Origin of the sequence: Rhizobium sp. NZLR8 (genome assembly GCF_019685025.1) — a bacterium.
In the GTDB taxonomy this organism is placed as follows: domain Bacteria; phylum Pseudomonadota; class Alphaproteobacteria; order Rhizobiales; family Rhizobiaceae; genus Rhizobium.
Map to the genome: position 1 here is coordinate 73031 of NZ_JABDVY010000013.1, position 15750 is coordinate 88780.

The 15750-nt window shown below is 62.0% G+C and carries 18 protein-coding genes and 1 pseudogene; 11 read left to right on the forward strand and 8 right to left on the reverse strand.

Going from position 1 to position 15750, the window contains the following annotated elements:
- Positions 1-115: 115 nt before the first annotated feature.
- The 5 genes from HJB89_RS24695 to rnhA all read left to right on the forward strand — a co-directional run bounded on the left by HJB89_RS24695 (position 116) and on the right by rnhA (position 3807).
- On the forward strand, positions 116-496 hold the full coding sequence (locus HJB89_RS24695) for a DUF983 domain-containing protein (protein ID WP_221150630.1): 381 nt from the start codon (positions 116-118) through the stop codon (positions 494-496).
- The gene (locus tag HJB89_RS24700; protein WP_207583220.1) at positions 489-1244 is read left to right on the forward strand and encodes an SURF1 family protein; all 756 of its coding nucleotides are present in this window, start codon (positions 489-491) and stop codon (positions 1242-1244) included. Before HJB89_RS24695 ends, HJB89_RS24700 begins: the two co-directional genes overlap by 8 nt.
- A 63-nt stretch (positions 1245-1307) precedes the next feature.
- Entirely contained in the window at positions 1308-2309 is a 1002-nt protein-coding gene (gene ispH, locus HJB89_RS24705; RefSeq protein ID WP_207583221.1) for a 4-hydroxy-3-methylbut-2-enyl diphosphate reductase, read from the forward strand.
- An 80-nt stretch (positions 2310-2389) separates the two neighbouring features.
- Positions 2390-3355 (forward strand): homoserine kinase, encoded by a 966-nt coding sequence (locus tag HJB89_RS24710; RefSeq protein WP_207583222.1) that lies wholly within the window; start codon positions 2390-2392, stop codon positions 3353-3355.
- Positions 3352-3807, forward strand: coding sequence for a ribonuclease HI (gene rnhA, locus HJB89_RS24715; protein WP_207583223.1), 456 nt, complete (start codon positions 3352-3354; stop codon positions 3805-3807). Before HJB89_RS24710 ends, rnhA begins: the two co-directional genes overlap by 4 nt.
- Before the next feature lie 288 nt (positions 3808-4095).
- Here the strand turns inward: rnhA and HJB89_RS24720 are convergent, their stop codons facing one another.
- From HJB89_RS24720 to HJB89_RS24730, 3 genes are all read right to left on the reverse strand, one after another.
- Positions 4096-5163, reverse strand: a complete 1068-nt coding sequence (locus tag HJB89_RS24720) for a putative zinc-binding metallopeptidase (RefSeq protein WP_221116895.1) — start codon at positions 5161-5163, stop codon at positions 4096-4098.
- Positions 5164-5257: 94 nt separating this feature from the next.
- On the reverse strand, positions 5258-5449 hold the full coding sequence (locus HJB89_RS24725) for a CsbD family protein (RefSeq protein ID WP_007632797.1): 192 nt from the start codon (positions 5447-5449) through the stop codon (positions 5258-5260).
- A gap of 100 nt (positions 5450-5549) precedes the next feature.
- The gene (locus HJB89_RS24730; protein WP_207583225.1) at positions 5550-6155 is read right to left on the reverse strand and encodes a YqgE/AlgH family protein; all 606 of its coding nucleotides are present in this window, start codon (positions 6153-6155) and stop codon (positions 5550-5552) included.
- Positions 6156-6294: 139 nt separating this feature from the next.
- Between HJB89_RS24730 and HJB89_RS24735 the strand changes: the two genes are divergently transcribed.
- Together HJB89_RS24735 and HJB89_RS24740 are read left to right on the forward strand one after the other, a co-directional pair.
- Positions 6295-7134, forward strand: coding sequence for a protein-disulfide reductase DsbD domain-containing protein (locus HJB89_RS24735; protein ID WP_221132248.1), 840 nt, complete (start codon positions 6295-6297; stop codon positions 7132-7134).
- Between the two features lie 156 nt (positions 7135-7290).
- The gene (locus HJB89_RS24740) at positions 7291-7776 is read left to right on the forward strand and encodes a peroxiredoxin (RefSeq protein WP_221132247.1); all 486 of its coding nucleotides are present in this window, start codon (positions 7291-7293) and stop codon (positions 7774-7776) included.
- Positions 7777-8172: 396 nt separating this feature from the next.
- Here HJB89_RS24740 and HJB89_RS24745 read toward each other — a convergent pair whose 3' ends face one another.
- Positions 8173-8382 (reverse strand): hypothetical protein, encoded by a 210-nt coding sequence (locus HJB89_RS24745; RefSeq protein ID WP_221132246.1) that lies wholly within the window; start codon positions 8380-8382, stop codon positions 8173-8175.
- A gap of 509 nt (positions 8383-8891) precedes the next feature.
- Between HJB89_RS24745 and HJB89_RS33385 the strand changes: the two genes are divergently transcribed.
- The 4 genes and pseudogenes from HJB89_RS33385 to HJB89_RS24760 all read left to right on the forward strand — a co-directional run bounded on the left by HJB89_RS33385 (position 8892) and on the right by HJB89_RS24760 (position 11551).
- Positions 8892-9020 (forward strand): hypothetical protein, encoded by a 129-nt coding sequence (locus HJB89_RS33385; protein WP_259669774.1) that lies wholly within the window; start codon positions 8892-8894, stop codon positions 9018-9020.
- Complete coding sequence (locus HJB89_RS24750; protein ID WP_221116897.1) at positions 9017-9766, forward strand: metal ABC transporter ATP-binding protein; 750 nt, start codon at positions 9017-9019, stop codon at positions 9764-9766. The genes HJB89_RS33385 and HJB89_RS24750 overlap by 4 nt, the downstream gene beginning before the upstream one ends.
- Positions 9763-10634: pseudogene (locus HJB89_RS24755) on the forward strand (metal ABC transporter permease). Before HJB89_RS24750 ends, HJB89_RS24755 begins: the two are co-directional and overlap by 4 nt.
- Positions 10635-10651: 17 nt before the next feature.
- Positions 10652-11551: a metal ABC transporter solute-binding protein, Zn/Mn family gene (locus HJB89_RS24760; RefSeq protein ID WP_207583230.1), complete on the forward strand. Its 900-nt coding sequence runs from the start codon at positions 10652-10654 to the stop codon at positions 11549-11551.
- Positions 11552-11563: 12 nt separating this feature from the next.
- Here the strand turns inward: HJB89_RS24760 and HJB89_RS24765 are convergent, their stop codons facing one another.
- The 4 genes from HJB89_RS24765 to HJB89_RS24780 form a co-directional block, all read right to left on the reverse strand.
- Positions 11564-12148 carry a cation transporter gene (locus HJB89_RS24765; RefSeq protein WP_207583231.1) on the reverse strand — a complete coding sequence of 195 codons (585 nt, stop codon included), beginning with the start codon at positions 12146-12148 and terminating at the stop codon, positions 11564-11566.
- Positions 12149-12302: 154 nt separating this feature from the next.
- On the reverse strand, positions 12303-12611 hold the full coding sequence (locus tag HJB89_RS24770; RefSeq protein WP_207583232.1) for a Dabb family protein: 309 nt from the start codon (positions 12609-12611) through the stop codon (positions 12303-12305).
- Between the two features lie 159 nt (positions 12612-12770).
- Positions 12771-14951 carry a methyl-accepting chemotaxis protein gene (locus tag HJB89_RS24775; protein ID WP_207583233.1) on the reverse strand — a complete coding sequence of 727 codons (2181 nt, stop codon included), beginning with the start codon at positions 14949-14951 and terminating at the stop codon, positions 12771-12773.
- 330 nt (positions 14952-15281) lie between these two features.
- Complete coding sequence (locus HJB89_RS24780) at positions 15282-15707, reverse strand: hypothetical protein (RefSeq protein WP_207583234.1); 426 nt, start codon at positions 15705-15707, stop codon at positions 15282-15284.
- Positions 15708-15750 lie beyond the last annotated feature (43 nt).

Genomic DNA, 15750 nt, shown 5'->3' on the forward strand with positions numbered 1-15750 from the left:
TTTCTTCTTCTGTTTGGCGCGAATCACCAACAGGTGGACGCGCAGGCATTTCCATTCGGGATGCGAATACTTTATGGGAGAGTTAAGGCAGCATGGACTGCCGAGAAGGAATGGCATGAGCGAAGATAGCGCCCATTATCCCCCCGTCGACCCGGTCAAGACAGGCATCAAGGGCTGCTGCCCGCGCTGCGGCCAGGGCAAGCTGTTCGATGGTCTGCTCGGGCTCAAGCCGCGCTGCGCGTCCTGCGGCCTCGATTATTCCTTCGCCGATTCCGGTGACGGCCCGGCCGTTTTCGTCATCCTCATCGTCGGCTTCATCGTCATAGGCATGGTATTGTGGCTGCAGGTGAATTACGGGCCGCCGATCTGGGTGCACATCCTGCTCTTCGGGCCGCTGACGATTATCCTGTCGCTGCTGACGCTGCACTGGTTCAAGGGCATCCTGATCGCCATGCAATACCGCCATAATGCCCGCGAAGGACGCCTGAGTGACTGATATAGAGCACGTAATGCCGCGCCGCCGGCTGCCTGTCATCACCGGCATCCTGGTACTGATCGCCCTTGCCATCCTGATTTCGCTCGGCACCTGGCAGGTGGAACGCCTCCACTGGAAGGAAGGCCTGCTTGCCGATATCGCCGCGCGCCAGCTGGCTGCCCCCGTTCCGCTTGCCGATATCGAGGCGATGGCAGCAAGCGGCGGCGACATCGAATATCGCAGGGTCACCGCCACCGGCCGCTATATCAACAACAAGGAGCGGCACTTCTTCGCCACCTGGCGCGGCCAGACCGGCTTCTACGTCTATACGCCCCTCGAGCTTGCCGACGGGCGCACGCTCTTGGTCAATCGCGGCTTCGTTCCCTATGAGAACAAGGAGCCGGAAATGCGCATGCAGGGCCAGCTGACCGACCAGCAGACCGTCACCGGCCTGGCCCGCGAAAAACTTCCCGGCAAACCCTCCTGGGTGGTGCCGGACAACGACGTCGCCAAGAACATCTTCTACTGGAAAGATCTCGACGTCATGGCCGAAAGCGTCGGGCTGGACAAGGCGCGCGTCATTCCGTTTTTCGTCGATGCAGATTCCACCCCCAATCCGGCCGGCCTGCCGATCGGCGGCGTCACCCAAGTGGCTCTGCCGAACGACCACCTGCAATATGCCTTCACCTGGTACGGGCTTGCCGCCGTGCTCGTCACCGTGGTCGGGATCTCCTGGTTCCGCAAACCCGGCAAGCAGCCTGCGCAATAGTATCGCTTCAATTCTCGCTTATATTGGGCTAGAGGTCCCTAAATCTCTCAACCCGGAACAGACATGAATATTGCGGCGAAACCTCCTTTGACGATCAGGCTCTGCGGCCCGCGCGGCTTCTGCGCCGGCGTCGACCGCGCCATCCAGATCGTCGTGCTGGCGCTGAAATCCTATGGCGCGCCAGTCTATGTGCGCCACGAGATCGTCCACAATCGCTACGTCGTCGAGGGGCTGGAGGCCAAGGGCGCCGTCTTCGTCGAGGAGCTCGACGAGATCCCGGCCGAGCATCGCGCCCAGCCGGTGGTCTTTTCAGCCCATGGCGTGCCGAAATCCGTGCCGGAGGATGCGGCGAGCCGCAACCTGTTCTATCTCGACGCCACCTGCCCGCTGGTCTCCAAGGTCCACAAGCAGGCGATGCGCCACAATCGCCTCGGCCGCCATGTCGTCCTCATCGGCCATGCCGGCCACCCCGAGGTGATCGGCACGATGGGGCAGCTGCCGGAGGGTTCGGTTTCGCTGATCGAGACGATCGAGGATGCCGACGCCTATGTTCCCGTTGACGCCGACAATCTTGGCTATGTCACCCAGACGACGCTGTCGGTCGACGATACCGCCGGCGTCATCACCCGCCTGCACGAGCGCTTCCCGAATCTGACGGCGCCGGCAGCGGACTCGATCTGTTATGCGACGACCAACCGCCAGGAAGTGGTGAAGCAGGCAGCTCCCGGCTGCGATCTCTTCATCATCGTCGGCGCGCCGAATTCCTCCAATTCCAGGCGCCTCGTCGAAGTGGCGCTGAGGGCAGGGGCGAAGAAATCGATCCTGGTGCAGCGCGCCGCCGAACTCGACTGGAACGAGATCGGCACGATTTCGACGCTCGGCCTTTCCGCCGGCGCCTCCGCTCCCGAGGTCATCGTCAATGAGATCATCGAGGCGTTCCGCGCCCGCTTCGACGCCCGCGTCGAGCTGGCCGAAACGGTGCGGGAGACCGAAAATTTCCTCGTCAATCGCGAATTGCGCAGCATCGAGCTGACGGCGGCCGACATGGCCTTCGTCAACGGCTGATCATTTTAAAACCCTATCGCGACCCCGGATCGTCAGTCCGGTGGATCCAATAACAGCAATGCATGAAGGCGAGACCTCACTTGGCAGTCTATACCGATATCGCCGAAGACGATCTGAAATGGTTCCTGACGGAATATGACGCGGGCACGCTGCTCTCCTACAAGGGGATCGCCGAAGGCGTCGAAAACTCCAATTTCCTGCTGCACACCTCCAAGGACCCGCTGATCCTGACGCTCTATGAGAAGCGGGTGGAAAAGACCGATCTGCCGTTTTTTCTCGGCCTGATGCAGCATCTTGCCGCCCGCGGCTTGTCCTGCCCGCTGCCGCTGCCGCGCCGCGATGGCGCGCTGCTCGGTTCGCTTTCCGGCCGCCCGGCGGCGCTGATTTCCTTCCTCGAAGGCATGTGGCTCAGAAAGCCGGAAGCCAAGCATTGCCGCGAGGTCGGCCGGGCGCTGGCCGAAATGCATGTCGCCGGCGAAGGTTTCGCGCTGAAGCGCCCGAACGCGCTTTCGATCGACGGCTGGCAATCGCTCTGGGAGAAGTCCGAGGCACGCGCCGGCGAGGTCGAGCCCGGCCTGCAGAACGAGATCCGCAGCGAACTCGATTTCCTCTCCGCCGCCTGGCCGAAGGGCCTGCCGGCTGGCGTCATCCACGCCGACCTCTTCCCCGACAATGTCTTCTTCCTCGGCGATCGGCTCTCCGGCCTGATCGATTTCTATTTCGCCTGCAACGACCTGCTCGCCTATGACGTCTCGATCTGCCTGAATGCCTGGTGTTTCGAAAAGGACGGCGCTTACAACATCACCAAGGGCACGGCGATGCTCGAGGGTTACCAGAGCGTGCGCCCGTTGAGCGAAGCCGAAATCGCCGCCTTGCCGGTGCTGTCGCGCGGTTCGGCGCTGCGGTTCTTCCTGACGCGGCTCTATGACTGGCTGACGACGCCTGAGGGCGCCATGGTCACCAAGAAGGACCCGCTTGAATATCTCCGCAAACTGCGCTTCCACCGGCAGATCAAATCGCCGGCCGAATATGGATTGAGCCTATGAAACACGTCGATATCTTCACCGACGGCGCATGCTCCGGCAATCCCGGCCCCGGCGGCTGGGGCGCGGTGCTGCGTTATGGCGACACCGAAAAAGAGCTGTGCGGCGGCGAGGCGGATACCACCAACAACCGCATGGAACTGCTGGCGGCAATCTCGGCGTTGCAGGCATTGAAGAGCCCGTGCGAGGTCGATCTCTATACCGACAGCGCCTATGTCAAGGACGGCATCTCCAAGTGGATTTTCGGCTGGAAGAAAAACGGCTGGAAGACCGCCGACAAGAAGCCGGTGAAGAATGCCGAGCTCTGGCAGGCGCTGGAAGAAGCCCGCAACCGCCACACGGTGACGCTGCACTGGGTCAAGGGCCACGCCGGCCACCCGGAAAACGAACGCGCCGATGAACTTGCACGCAGGGGCATGGAGCCGTTCAAGAAGGGCAAGGCGGTTTCGTTCTAAGTAAGCCGGATAATGGGCAGGATTGTTTCTCCTGCTGCTCGAGGCGCTGCCACGATTCCCCTTCTCCCCAGCGGGGAGAAGATGCCGGCAGGCAGATGAGGGGGTGAGCGGCGAGCGCGAATGCGCTGAGCGCGAGCGAAGGGCAATGATGAAGGGCACGCCGTGCGTGCACCCTCATCAGACCCTTCGGGCCACCGACCGCGGTCGAGCCACAGGTCTCGACCCGTCCTTCGGACCCCCGCTGGGGAGAAGAGGAAGCAAGCAGCAGCTCTCTCGCGCCGCCGCCTGCTACGATGCCGCCGCGCCTTGGATCAGCCGGTGCAGATATTCGAGCTTGGCCACGACAGGTGAGGAGAGCACGAAGGGGTAGGAATCCGGTTGGCCCATGCTGCGCTGGATGGCGTTGATCGCCAGGCTGAGCGGCACCCAGGCGCTGACCAGCTGTTCGGCGCTCCTTGCCCGGTAGGGGAGGAAATCCACCTCGCCGGCGATTTCCTCATGGCCGCGAGGATCGATGGCGATGCCGAAGGCGCGGGCGGTTTCGAGCGTATCGACGATATGGAGGTAGTGGGCGAAACATTCGGCAAAATCCTCCCAGGGGTGGGATGCCGCATAGGCGCTGATGAAATTGTCCTGCCATCCCGAGGGCGCGCCGCCGGCATAGTGGTTTTGCAGCGCGGCTGCATAATCCTGCCGCTCGTCGCCGAAGACGGCGCGGAAATCCGCCTGGCCGTTGCGGTCGCGCACCAGCTTGTTCCAGATGAAATGGCCGGTCTCATGGCGGAAATGGCCAAGCAGGGTGCGATAGGGTTCGTTCATCGAACTGCGCGCCTGCTCGCGCGTCGCATCGTCGGCCTCTGCGGCGCGGATGGTGATCAGCCCTTCCTCGTGGCCGGTCATGGCCGGCACGACGTAGCCGTTGCTCTCGATCGAATCTTCGAGGAAATCGAACACCAGGCCACCTTTCGGATCTTGCGCCCGATCGGGATGCGGCAGCCTCCAGCGCAACAGCGAATAAAACAGATGACGCTGCGCCTGGCTGATGCGCCGCCAGCGATCGATTCCGTTTTGGGTATCGGTGTTCGGAACCAGCCGGTTATGGCGGCAGGCAACGCAGAATTCGCTTTCGCCATCGCCATCCACCAGCCAGTTGCAGATATCGAGGCCGGCATTGGCGCAGAAGCGGACTTCACGGTCGGGGTCCGAAACGAGCTGCCAAAGCGTTTCGTCGCGCGGCTCCAGCGCATGCATGGCGAGATCGCCGGGCAGGAAGCCGAGGCGATGGTTGCAACGGACGCATTGGCGGTTGTCGAAGTGGACGACCTGATCGCAATTGTCGCAGGCGAAAAGCTTCATCGTATATCTCTGCACAGCCTGAGTGTGGTGGATTAAAAATGCCTGCCGCGCGAGGGGCGCAGCAGGCATGGTTCATGACGGATGAGCTTGCGGCTCAGAGCCGGTCGACGGCGCCCTTGAGCTTGTCCTTGACCTTGCCGGTTGCGACCTGTCCCTTGCCTTTGGCTTCCTGAACGGTGCCCTTGGCCTGCATTTCGCGATCATCCGTGGCCTTGCCGACGGCCTGTTTGGTCTTGCCGGCAATTTCGTTTGCCTTGCCGGAAATCTTGTCGCTGGTGCTACCCATAGGTGATGTCTCCTTCGTCAGCACGGGCCTCTTGCCCGTGTTTGCCGAAGTGAAACGTCAATCGCAACTATTCGTTCCCGCCACATTCAGGCCAGTCGGCTCAGGCATGCCCGGCTTCGGCCGAAAGCATGGCAGCGGTAACGCCCATGCCGGCGAGCGCCCGCTCGTATTTGTCGTCGAGGCTGCGGTCGAAGATCAGTTCCTCATTGGCCGCGCAGGTGAGCCAGCCATTGTTGACGACCTCGTTTTCCAGCTGGCCGGCCGACCAGGAGGAATAGCCGAGCAGCATCGTCGCGCGCGTCGGCCCATCGCCCTTGGAGATGGCGCGCACGATGTCGAGCGTCGCCGTCAGGCAGATGTCGTCGCTGACGGGGATCGAGGAGTCGCTGGAGTAATCGTCCGAATGCAGCACGAAGCCGCGGCCGCTTTCCACCGGGCCGCCGGTCTGGATCGGGAAGTCGCGCGCTCGCTTCGGCAGCACGATCGAATCTTCCTGCTTGATCATATCGAGATGCAGCAGCACATCGGTGAAGGTGAGGTTCTGCGGGCGGTTGATGACGAAGCCCATGGCGCCGGCATCCGAATGAGCGCAGATATAGATCACCGTGCGCGCAAAATTGCGGTCTTCGATGCCGGGCATGGCGATGAGGAACTGGCCATCGAAGAAGCCACGTTCCCGTCTGTTCTTCAGCGTCGATAAGGACATCGTTCCTCCTGCTGCCAACCGCACCGAGGCTTGACAAGAGAAACATGGGCCAATGTCACACATCAATCAACCAAAAATGAAGATTTAAATCGCCGCGACTTCTGGCGGCCAAACAGCACTTTCGATAAACCTTTGTTCCATGATGATTATTTCCTCGGTCCCGCGCCGGCTTTTAATTACGGTCGTCTCAATGGGCGCAGCCCTCGCCGCCCATTGTTCGGCCCACGCGGAAATGAGCGCCTGGGCGGAGAACGAAGGCGGCCGCATGCGCCTCGTCGCACTGGCGCCCGATGCCGCCGGCAAAATCCGCGCCGCTCTGCAGATCGAGCCGAAAGCCGGTTGGATCACCTATTGGAAAGAGCCCGGAAACACCGGCATTCCGCCTCAGTTCAGCATGGCGGCGGGCAGCGGCGTGACGCTCGATGCCATCGGCTATCCCGTTCCGAAGCATTTCTTCAACGGCGCGGTCGAGGATATCGGCTATGACGCGCCGGTAACGCTGCCGCTGTCGCTGAAAGCGGCAGGCAAAGGCGAAGTCGAGATCGACGCCTTGGCCTTCATCGGCATCTGCAAAGATATCTGCATTCCCTTCCAGGCGAATTTTCAGCTGAAGCTTGGCCCTGCCATCCAGTCGCACCGCCAAGAGGAGGCGATCCTTGCGGCGGCCGATGCAAGCCTGCCGAAGCCGCCATCGGCCGATTTCGATGTGACGGCGCATGCGATGGCGGCTGACCGGAAGACGCTGTCGCTGACGCTGGCCTTGCCGGCCGAGGGCAAGGGCGCGCCCGATATCATCGTCACCGGGCCGAGCGGCTATGCCTTCACCAAGCAGATCGGCGGCAAACGCGACGGCGCTGCCTTCAAGACCGATGTCGCCATCGGCAAGCTGCCGAAGGATTACGACATATCAGGCAAGCGCTGGGGCGTACTGGTGATCGATGGCGAAAGGGCAATGGAGACGACCGTTCCTTTTGAGTGACGGGCTTGCCTTTGAATGCTCGGCCTTGCCTTTGAAGGAGCGGATCTTATAGTCGCCGACAATCCCTCTGCGGTGCCCGCCGCCGCCAAGCCAGAACCCGCCAAGCCAGAACCCCAACAAGCCGGCCCCCAAAAGCCGGAATTCAAGGAGAAAACCATGACCATCGCGATCGGCGACAAGCTTCCTGCCGCCACCTTCAAGGAAAAGACCGCTGACGGCCCGGTCGAAATCACCACGGACCAGCTCTTTTCCGGTAAGCGCGTCGTGCTGTTTGCCGTGCCGGGCGCCTTCACGCCCACTTGCTCGCTGAACCACCTGCCGGGTTATCTCGAAAACCGCGACACCATCCTTGGCAAAGGCGTCGACGACATCGCCGTTGTCTCTGTCAACGACTGGCATGTGATGGGCGCCTGGGCGCAATCCTCCGGCGGCATGGGCAAGATCCACTTCCTCGCCGATTGGGACGCCGGCTTCACCAAGGCCGTCGGCCTCGACGCCGACCTCTCCGCCGGCGGCCTCGGCCTTCGCTCCAAGCGTTATTCGATGCTGCTGGAAGACGGCGTGGTCAAAGCCCTCAACATCGAGGAAAGCCCCGGCCAGGCCACGGTCTCGGGTGCAGCCGCGATGCTGGAATTGCTCTGAGCTTTCGATGGGTATCTGCCACTTAATACCTGGAAATCGACGCACTGAGTTTGGCCTATTGGCCCCCAACCCTCTGTCATCCCAGGCCTTGAGCCTGGGATCCACGCCCGGCGCTGATCGAGGACAAAGTGGATCCTCGGGTCAAGCCCTGGGTCAAGCCCGAGGACGACGGAGGGTGGGGCGGCTTTTGGAGCAAGGGCAGCGACGTGTGGGGACAAGTTGCATTGTGATCAACCAGAGGAACCGAACGCTCGGTATTGGGTGCGACATCTAAGCTGGAGCGCTGCGCCTGCGCGCATCAACAGATGAAGGCGCGGCCGTTCAGTCGGCCTTTTCCAATTGTTTGGGCAGTCCTGAGGTGTGATGCAGAAAAGTGCGAGCGGGTTTCGGCGGCTCTCAGGGCCATCCCCATTGCCCAGCCAGGCTTCCGATAGTGGCAAACGCGCCAAACAGCAGCATCAGCGGAAAAACCCGCTTTGCATACCAGCCGTGTTCGCCGGGAGTCATTTTCATCGGGTCGCGACGGCTCGTGATGGCTGGAAACATCAGCCAGAGCACAATAACGAACGTCACGCCTGCTGCGGCAAAGAATATGGCGCTTGTCATGGCCAGACACTACAACTTCGTTGAAATTCATCAATGATGTTTCGGCATCCTGAGTGCAGCGCACGCCAACGGCGAGTTTGGCAGAACCACGCTCCCAATCTCCTTCATCCCAGGCCTCCGAGCCTGGGATCCACGCCCGGTGCCGATCGAGAGCAGAGTGGATCCTCGGGTCAAGCCCGAAGAGGACGGAGGGTGGGGTGGCTTTTGGAGCTAGGACCGCGGCGTTTGGCCGGATGCACGCCCATTGTGCTTCTCGTCGGTCGCCCTCGCTAACGTCCGGCAGGCTCGGGCTTGGCCTCGAGCACAATGTCGCTGCTGGCCGACGCTGCTTCGACAGGTTCAGCCTCCACTCCGGCCTGATCATGGAGCAAGTCTGGCCTGACGCACTTGGCTGTCAAATGGCCGCACCTCGCTATCCCGCAATAACAACTTCGCGACGAAGCCGCGCCTCAATCTCGCCGCAATCGTTATAACATAACAGTAATGTTATTACATTTGTAGGATGAACCATGCCCCCGAGTCCCGACCGCCCCTTCGTTAGCCTGCTGGGACAGTCGGCTCTATCCAGGGTGATCGGCATCTCGCTGGTCGTTGCCGCCCTTTGGCTGGCCATTCATTGGGCGGTTCTGCTGCCATGACGCCGGCGATCCGTCTCGACAATCTGACGGTCGCCTATAACCGGCATCCCGCCATCCACCATGTCTCCGGCGCCTTTGCGCCGGGCAGCCTGACGGCGATTGCCGGGCCGAATGGGGCGGGCAAGTCGACGTTGTTGAAGGCGATTATGGGTGAGCTTCGCCCGGCCGAAGGCAGGGTCGAGCACCGGCTGGGGCGAGCGGAGTTCGGTTATCTCCCGCAGGCGGCCGAGATCGACCGGCGTTTTCCGATCTCGGTCATCGACACCGTCATGCTCGGCGCCTGGAAGACGGCAGGAGCCTTCGGTCGAATTGCTGCGGCCGAGGTGAAGAGGGCAGGCGAGGCGCTATCTGCCGTCGGCCTCGAAGGTTTTGGAAAACGTCATGTCGGATCGTTGTCGGCCGGCCAATTCCAGCGTGTGCTGTTTGCCCGCCTGCTGCTGCAGGATGCCGGCATCATCCTGCTCGACGAGCCGTTTACGGCAATCGATGCCCGCACCACCAGGGACCTGATCGATATCGTCACCCGCTGGCATGGCGAGGGCCGCACGGTGATTGCCGTGCTGCATGATTTCGAGCTCGTGCGCGCGCATTTTCCCGAGACCCTGCTGCTTGCCCGCGAGCTTGTCGGCTGGGGCCCGACCGCCGAGGTCATGTCTTCAGTCAATCTGCTGAAGGCCCGCGCCATGGCCGAGCGCTGGGATGAGGATGCCGAGGCTTGCGGCCCTGAACAGGCGCCGGCGGCATGACGGCTTACGATCTCTTCTTCGCGCCGTGTGCCGATTTCGGTTTCATGCGCCGGGCGCTGGTCGCCTGCCTTTGCCTCGGACTCGGCTCCGGGCCGATCGGCGTCTTCCTGATGCTCAGGCGCATGAGCCTGATGGGCGATGCCATGAGCCATGCCGTGCTGCCGGGGGCGGCGATCGGTTACCTCGTCGCCGGCTCGCTGTCGCTGACGGCGATGGGCCTCGGCGGCCTTGTCGCCGGCCTGTCGGTGGCGCTGCTTTCCGGCGCCGTCAGCCGGATGACCGTGCTGCAGGAGGATGCGAGCTTTGCCAGCTTCTATCTCGCGTCGCTGGCGCTCGGCGTGCTGATCGTCTCGCTGCGCGGTTCGAATATCGATCTGCTGCATGTGCTCTTCGGCACCATTCTGGCGATCGATGCTCCGGCCCTTTATCTGATCGGCGCGATCACCTCGCTGACCCTCGTCATCCTCGCGGTCATCTACCGGCCGCTGGTGGCCGAATGTTTCGATCCCGGCTTCCTGCGCGCCGTCGGCGGGCGTGGCCCGGTCTATCACGTCCTCTTTCTGCTGATGGTGGTCTTGAACCTCGTCGCCAGCTTCCAGGCGCTCGGCACATTGATGGCGGTCGGCCTGATGATGCTGCCGGCGGCGGTCGCCCAGCTCTGGTCGCGCAGCTTAGCCGTGATGATGGCGATCGCTGCTTCAAGTGCCGCCGCCTCCGGCTATCTCGGCCTGATCGCCTCCTACCATCTCGAACTCGCCTCCGGCCCGACGATCATCATGACGGCGGCGATCCTCTACGCCTTTTCGATCTTTTTCGCGCCCTCGGGCCTCGCCAGGCGCTTCTTTCCCGCCCGCATCTGAAGGGCTGATTCCCAAGGAGACCTCGATGACATCGCACAGACTGCTTCTCTCCGCAGCAATCCCCGCTCTGATGGCGCTGTCGGCCATGCCGGCCTCCGCCGAAACGCTGAAGGTGGTTGCCTCCTTCACCGTGCTTGCCGATGTCGTCAGGGAGGTGGGCGGCGACCATGTTGACGTGAAGAGCCTCGTTGGGCCGAACGGCGATCCCCATGAATTCGAGCCGTCGCCGGCCGACGCCAAGAATTTGAACGCGGCTCAAGTGACCTTCGTCAGCGGCGAAGGGCTGGAAGGCTGGATGGACCGGCTGATCACCGCCTCGGGCTACAAGGGCAAGCCGGTCACCGTCTCCGAAGGCATCGACACCCGCACCATGGATGAGGACGGCGAAAAGATCACCGATCCGCATGTCTGGAACAGCCCGGTCAACGTCAAGATCTGGGTCGCCAATATCGAGAGGGCGCTGTCATCTGCCGACCCCGCCGATGCCGCGGCGTTCAAGGCCAATGCCGAGACGTATACAAAGAGGCTGGACGAATTGAACACCTACGCCCACGCGAAATTCGACAAGGTAGCCGACGATCGCCGCAAGGTGCTGACCAGCCATGACGCCTTCGGTTATTTCGGCCGCGAGTATAATGTCAGCTTCCTCGCGCCCCTCGGCCTTTCCACCGAAAGCGAGGCATCGGCCGCCGACGTCGCCAAACTGATCGAGCAGATCAAGGGCGAGCACGTGAAGGCCTATTTCTTCGAGAATTCCAACGATCCGCGCCTGGTCAAGCAGGTCGCCAAGGCAACCGGTGCCGAGCCCGGCGGCGAGCTCTATGTCGAATCGCTGTCCGACGCCAAGGGACCGGCGCCGACCTACGAGAAGATGTTCCGCTACAATGTCGACCAGCTCGCCGCCGCCATGGCGAAATCGAGCTGAGCTGGCGCACAGTCAGGCTGCGGCCCGGTGCTCGTCACGGGCCGCAGTCCACACCTCGCGCGCCGCATCGACATTCATGATTGCGATGCCGATCCCGACGATCAGGTCGGGCCACGCCGACGTCCAGAAAAACGCGGTGATCAATCCCGCACCGACGATGGCGATATTCGCGACCGCGTCGTTGCGGGCGGACAGGAAGGCCGCCTTCGTCAGGCTTCCGCCGTGATGACGAAAGCGGGCGAGCAGCAAGGCGCAGCCCAGATTGACGACGAGGGCGCCGAGGCCAGTCAGGGATAACGCAAAGGCCTCGGGCGCAACAGGCACGGTGAACTTCTGCCAAGCGGTCCAGATCGTGGCGATCGCCGGTGCGAGCAGAATTGCGGCGAGCGCCATGCCGACGCGGGCTCGCGACCGCATCGACCAGCCGAGCGCCATCAGGATCAACAGATTGACCGAGGCATCTTCGAGGAAATCGACCGAGTCTGCGAAAAGCGAGACAGACCCGATCGAAAGGGCGACCGTGAACTCGATTCCGAAATAGGCGAGGTTCGCGAGCGCGACGATCGTGACGGCGCGGCGAAGGGCGGAACTTTGCATATCCGTATCAGTCTTTTCCATAAATCAGCCGAGGACGGCGCTGTTTGCTCGCGGCTGCGAGACACTGCTGCAAGCCTAAGTGCAGCATGTCCTTGCAGCACAAGGGGAGGGCCGCTCGGGCCGATCCCGTTTTCGCGTAGACCGCTTGCGGCTCTTACAGATTGAGGTCGAAGACCAGGATGCCGGCAAGGCCTCCATCCGTCGAAGAGACGATACGCTCGCCAACGGTCGCATGCTCGGGATGGATGAGATAGGCGTCGCGAGCCTCAGCACTCTCAAAGGTCACGGCAAAACCGTCGACGAAGCCGCCGTGCAGCCCCTCGGGCGAAACGTTCGGCCCGTATTTGATATCAAGGATGCCGGGAATAACCTGCTTGAGGGCGGCGATCGCCGCAAACAGCGACTGCTTGTCGTCGCTCGTCACCGCGGTCTTCAGCCGCAGGAATACGCAGTGCAGGATCATCAGTGCTCCTCCCGATTTTCTGTGCCGGCAGAATAGCCGCGAAAGCCGGGAGGGCAATGAGATTATTTCCACGCCGGCGTTGCGGCGTGAAGCTGGCTCTTTTGTTTATGCAGGTCGGTGTCTCGGAACCGCTGCACACGTCCTGATGACATGCATTGATCAGCTCGCCAGCTTCATCGCTGCTGGCGACTGGCTGGCGCGCGAAACTGCGCCGCCGAGGCCGAAGCGGCCGACGACCGCTGCCAGGTTCTCCGTTTCCTGCGCAAGCCCCTGTGCTGCGGCCGTCGTCTCTTCGACCATGGCGGCGTTCTGCTGGGTAACCTTGTCCATCAGATCGGCGGCGGCGGAAACTTCCCGCAGGCTGATTGCCTGCGCCTGCGCGCTGGTGGCGATTTCATTGACCGTATCGCTCATGCCGACAACGCGATCGACGATCTTGGAGAGCGCCACACCGGTTTCTTCGACCAGGTTGACGCCGGTCTGAACCTGCGACGACGACATCGAGATCAGCCCGCTGATTTCCTTTGCCGCCTGGGCGGAGCGTTGCGCCAGTTCCCTGACCTCCTGGGCGACGACGGCAAAGCCCTTGCCGGCTTCACCGGCCCGCGCTGCCTCGACGCCGGCATTGAGCGCCAGCAGGTTGGTCTGGAAGGCGATTTCGTCGATCACCCGGATGATATTGCCGATCTTGCCGGAGGAGCCCTGGATTTCGGTCATCGCCTCGATCGCACGGGCAACGACTTCGCCGCCCTTTTCGGCATCGGCGCGGGCAAGCTTCATCGTTTGCTGCGCGCTGTTTGCCCCTTCGGACGTGTCGTTGACGCCGCGGGTGACTTCACCGAGTGCCGCGACCGTTTCCTCCAGTGAGGCGGCCTGCTGTTCCGTGCGCCGCGCAAGATCGTTCGACGCCGTCGAAATCTCGCCGAGGCCTGAGCGGATGGTGTAAACGGCGTGGACGACGTTGCGGATGGTGTCTTCCAATGCGGAAACCGACGTATTGAAGTTCGCCCGGATCGTCTCGAATTCCGGCGCCACCTTGTCGTTCATCCTGACGGTCAGATCGCCCGAAGCCAGAAGGCCGAACCGGCTCTGCACGACTTCGACGAAATGGTGCAGATCCTCGGCCTTGGCCTGCTCGAGGTCGCCCTGGCGTTTGCGGTCGGTTTCGACCTGCGCCTGAAGCGTCTCCTGCTCGTCCTTGAGCGCCTCGCCGCGGGCGAGTTGATGGCGGAATTTTTCGAGCGCGCTCTTCAGGCTTCCAAGCTCGTCGGCGCTGCCATTATGGTCGATCTGCTCGCGATAATTCCCGCCCGCCATCTTCTGGACGGCGCTCAGAATCCCCTTCAGCGGCTTGCCGATCAGGGTGCGGCTCGCCGTCAGGATGACGCCGAGCATCACGGCCAGAATAAGAAGTCCGCCAATGACCGTATTGTAGATCTGTTGCCAAACCGGCGCCGAGAAGGTTGCGGCCGGCACATCCAGGACCGCCGCCCAGGTGGTGTTCATTCCGCGGGCGGTAAACGGATAGACCAGGCGGACGGCGCCATCAGGCAAACCAGATATCACCCGCATCTTGCCGTCGGCCAGCGCCTGCTTGACGTCATCTGCGCCGGCATCGGCGTAGTCCTTCATCAGATTGTCTTTGTCGGGATGGGCGAGCCACTTGCCGTCATTGGCAAGCAGCATGACCCGCCCGCCATCGAAGGGGTGCATCTGCGTCAAGGCGGCTGTGAGATCATCGAGCTTGATATCGACGCCGGCAAGGCCAACGACAGTCCCGTTCACTTGCATCGGCACCGAAACCGAGGTGACGAGCTTATTCATGTTGGTCAGATAGGGAGAGGTGATGATCGCCTTTCCGCTCTTCAGCGGCGCGCTGTAATATTCGTCCTCAGGCTTGATGCTCCATGTCGAGAATTCCATCTTGCCGTCATCGCCCTTGGTCCAATACGGCGTGAAAATACCTTCCTTGTTCAAGGCCTCCGTGCCGGTTGTCGGGTGGGGACCGTCGATCAATTCGCACATCCAGGCGCCGAACACGCTCGGATATTGCGGAGCCACGGCCTTGATCATCGCAACGATGTCGGCCCGGCTTTTCGATCCGCCGTCGACGAAACCGGAGAGGCTTGCGGCCAGAGCCGTACCGGCCGAGGTGGCCTCGGTGATATTGGTTGCCACCTGTTGGCTGACCACGGCCGCCTGCTCGGTCGCCAGCGCCATGACCTCCCGCTCGGTATTGGTCTTCACACTCACCGCATTGAAGGCGGTGTAAGCGATCAGGACGCCGGCGATCGCAGTGCCGGTCGCAAGGATGAGTTTCGCTGAAACGGTTCTGATCATCTAAAAAGCCCTTCATGTCGGCTGATGAAATCTGCTTCGGGCGCGAGGTCATCGAGGAAGGCTGGCGGCGCTGAATGAGGGATAGGCGAGCCACGCATGCGTGCGGGTGAGCACGCGTCTCTGTCTTCGAAACCAGGCGAATTGAAAATTTCGGCGGGTTCATCCCGAAGATGCAAGCGGAAACATCACCGCGCGCCGTGCGGATCGTCATCGGGAGCGGCAACATTGCCGGCTGCGATGACGATCATCATTGCGGTCAGTACAAGATCAGCAGGCTGTGAATAAAAGTTTAAGGGCTAGGAAATTCAATCAAAATCGGCGAGATGAAGACTACATCTGATCGGTCGTGACCATCGGGCGCTTATAGATCTTCTGGACCAGATCGCGGGACAAGGCGCGGGCCTGGTCTTTCTCAGCCGGCGTCATCGGCCGGCAGGTGTTCCTGAGGTTGGAACCATCGAGCACTGTCGCGGCACCCGAATTGGCGATGACGAGGTGCCAGCTGCAGGAAGCGACCTTGTCGATGGTGACGGCGCCATGGCATCCGGTGGACAGGCAGAAGGCGACGGTTACCTGTGCGCCGTGATCGCCTTTATGCGCCAGTTCCGTGGCTGTCTTGAAATCCTTGACCCAGCGCTCGCAATGCCCTTGTTTTTCCCCCGACAGGCAGCTTTTGGTGGCGGGAGTGAGTTCGCCGGCCTGAAGCGGCGCGACGCAAAAAACACCCAAGGACAGGGTGAGCAGAAATTTGAGCATGGGATTTTCCTTGTGCAAGCACTGAGAGGCGCACATCGCAGAC

Bases quoted from the DNA above. Each gene is read 5' to 3' on its own strand.
- HJB89_RS24695 (WP_221150630.1), top strand. From the start codon at position 116: ATGAGCGAAGATAGCGCCCATTATCCCCCCGTCGACCCGGTCAAGACA.
- ispH (WP_207583221.1), top strand. From the start codon at position 1,308: ATGAATATTGCGGCGAAACCTCCTTTGACGATCAGGCTCTGCGGCCCG.
- rnhA (WP_207583223.1), top strand. From the start codon at position 3,352: ATGAAACACGTCGATATCTTCACCGACGGCGCATGCTCCGGCAATCCC.
- HJB89_RS24720 (WP_221116895.1), bottom strand. From the start codon at position 5,163: ATGAAGCTTTTCGCCTGCGACAATTGCGATCAGGTCGTCCACTTCGAC.
- HJB89_RS24725 (WP_007632797.1), bottom strand. From the start codon at position 5,449: ATGGGTAGCACCAGCGACAAGATTTCCGGCAAGGCAAACGAAATTGCC.
- HJB89_RS24730 (WP_207583225.1), bottom strand. From the start codon at position 6,155: ATGTCCTTATCGACGCTGAAGAACAGACGGGAACGTGGCTTCTTCGAT.
- HJB89_RS24735 (WP_221132248.1), top strand. From the start codon at position 6,295: ATGATGATTATTTCCTCGGTCCCGCGCCGGCTTTTAATTACGGTCGTC.
- HJB89_RS24740 (WP_221132247.1), top strand. From the start codon at position 7,291: ATGACCATCGCGATCGGCGACAAGCTTCCTGCCGCCACCTTCAAGGAA.
- HJB89_RS24745 (WP_221132246.1), bottom strand. From the start codon at position 8,382: ATGACAAGCGCCATATTCTTTGCCGCAGCAGGCGTGACGTTCGTTATT.
- HJB89_RS33385 (WP_259669774.1), top strand. From the start codon at position 8,892: ATGCCCCCGAGTCCCGACCGCCCCTTCGTTAGCCTGCTGGGACAGTCG.
- HJB89_RS24750 (WP_221116897.1), top strand. From the start codon at position 9,017: ATGACGCCGGCGATCCGTCTCGACAATCTGACGGTCGCCTATAACCGG.
- HJB89_RS24760 (WP_207583230.1), top strand. From the start codon at position 10,652: ATGACATCGCACAGACTGCTTCTCTCCGCAGCAATCCCCGCTCTGATG.
- HJB89_RS24765 (WP_207583231.1), bottom strand. From the start codon at position 12,148: ATGCAAAGTTCCGCCCTTCGCCGCGCCGTCACGATCGTCGCGCTCGCG.
- HJB89_RS24770 (WP_207583232.1), bottom strand. From the start codon at position 12,611: ATGATCCTGCACTGCGTATTCCTGCGGCTGAAGACCGCGGTGACGAGC.
- HJB89_RS24775 (WP_207583233.1), bottom strand. From the start codon at position 14,951: ATGATCAGAACCGTTTCAGCGAAACTCATCCTTGCGACCGGCACTGCG.
- HJB89_RS24780 (WP_207583234.1), bottom strand. From the start codon at position 15,707: ATGCTCAAATTTCTGCTCACCCTGTCCTTGGGTGTTTTTTGCGTCGCG.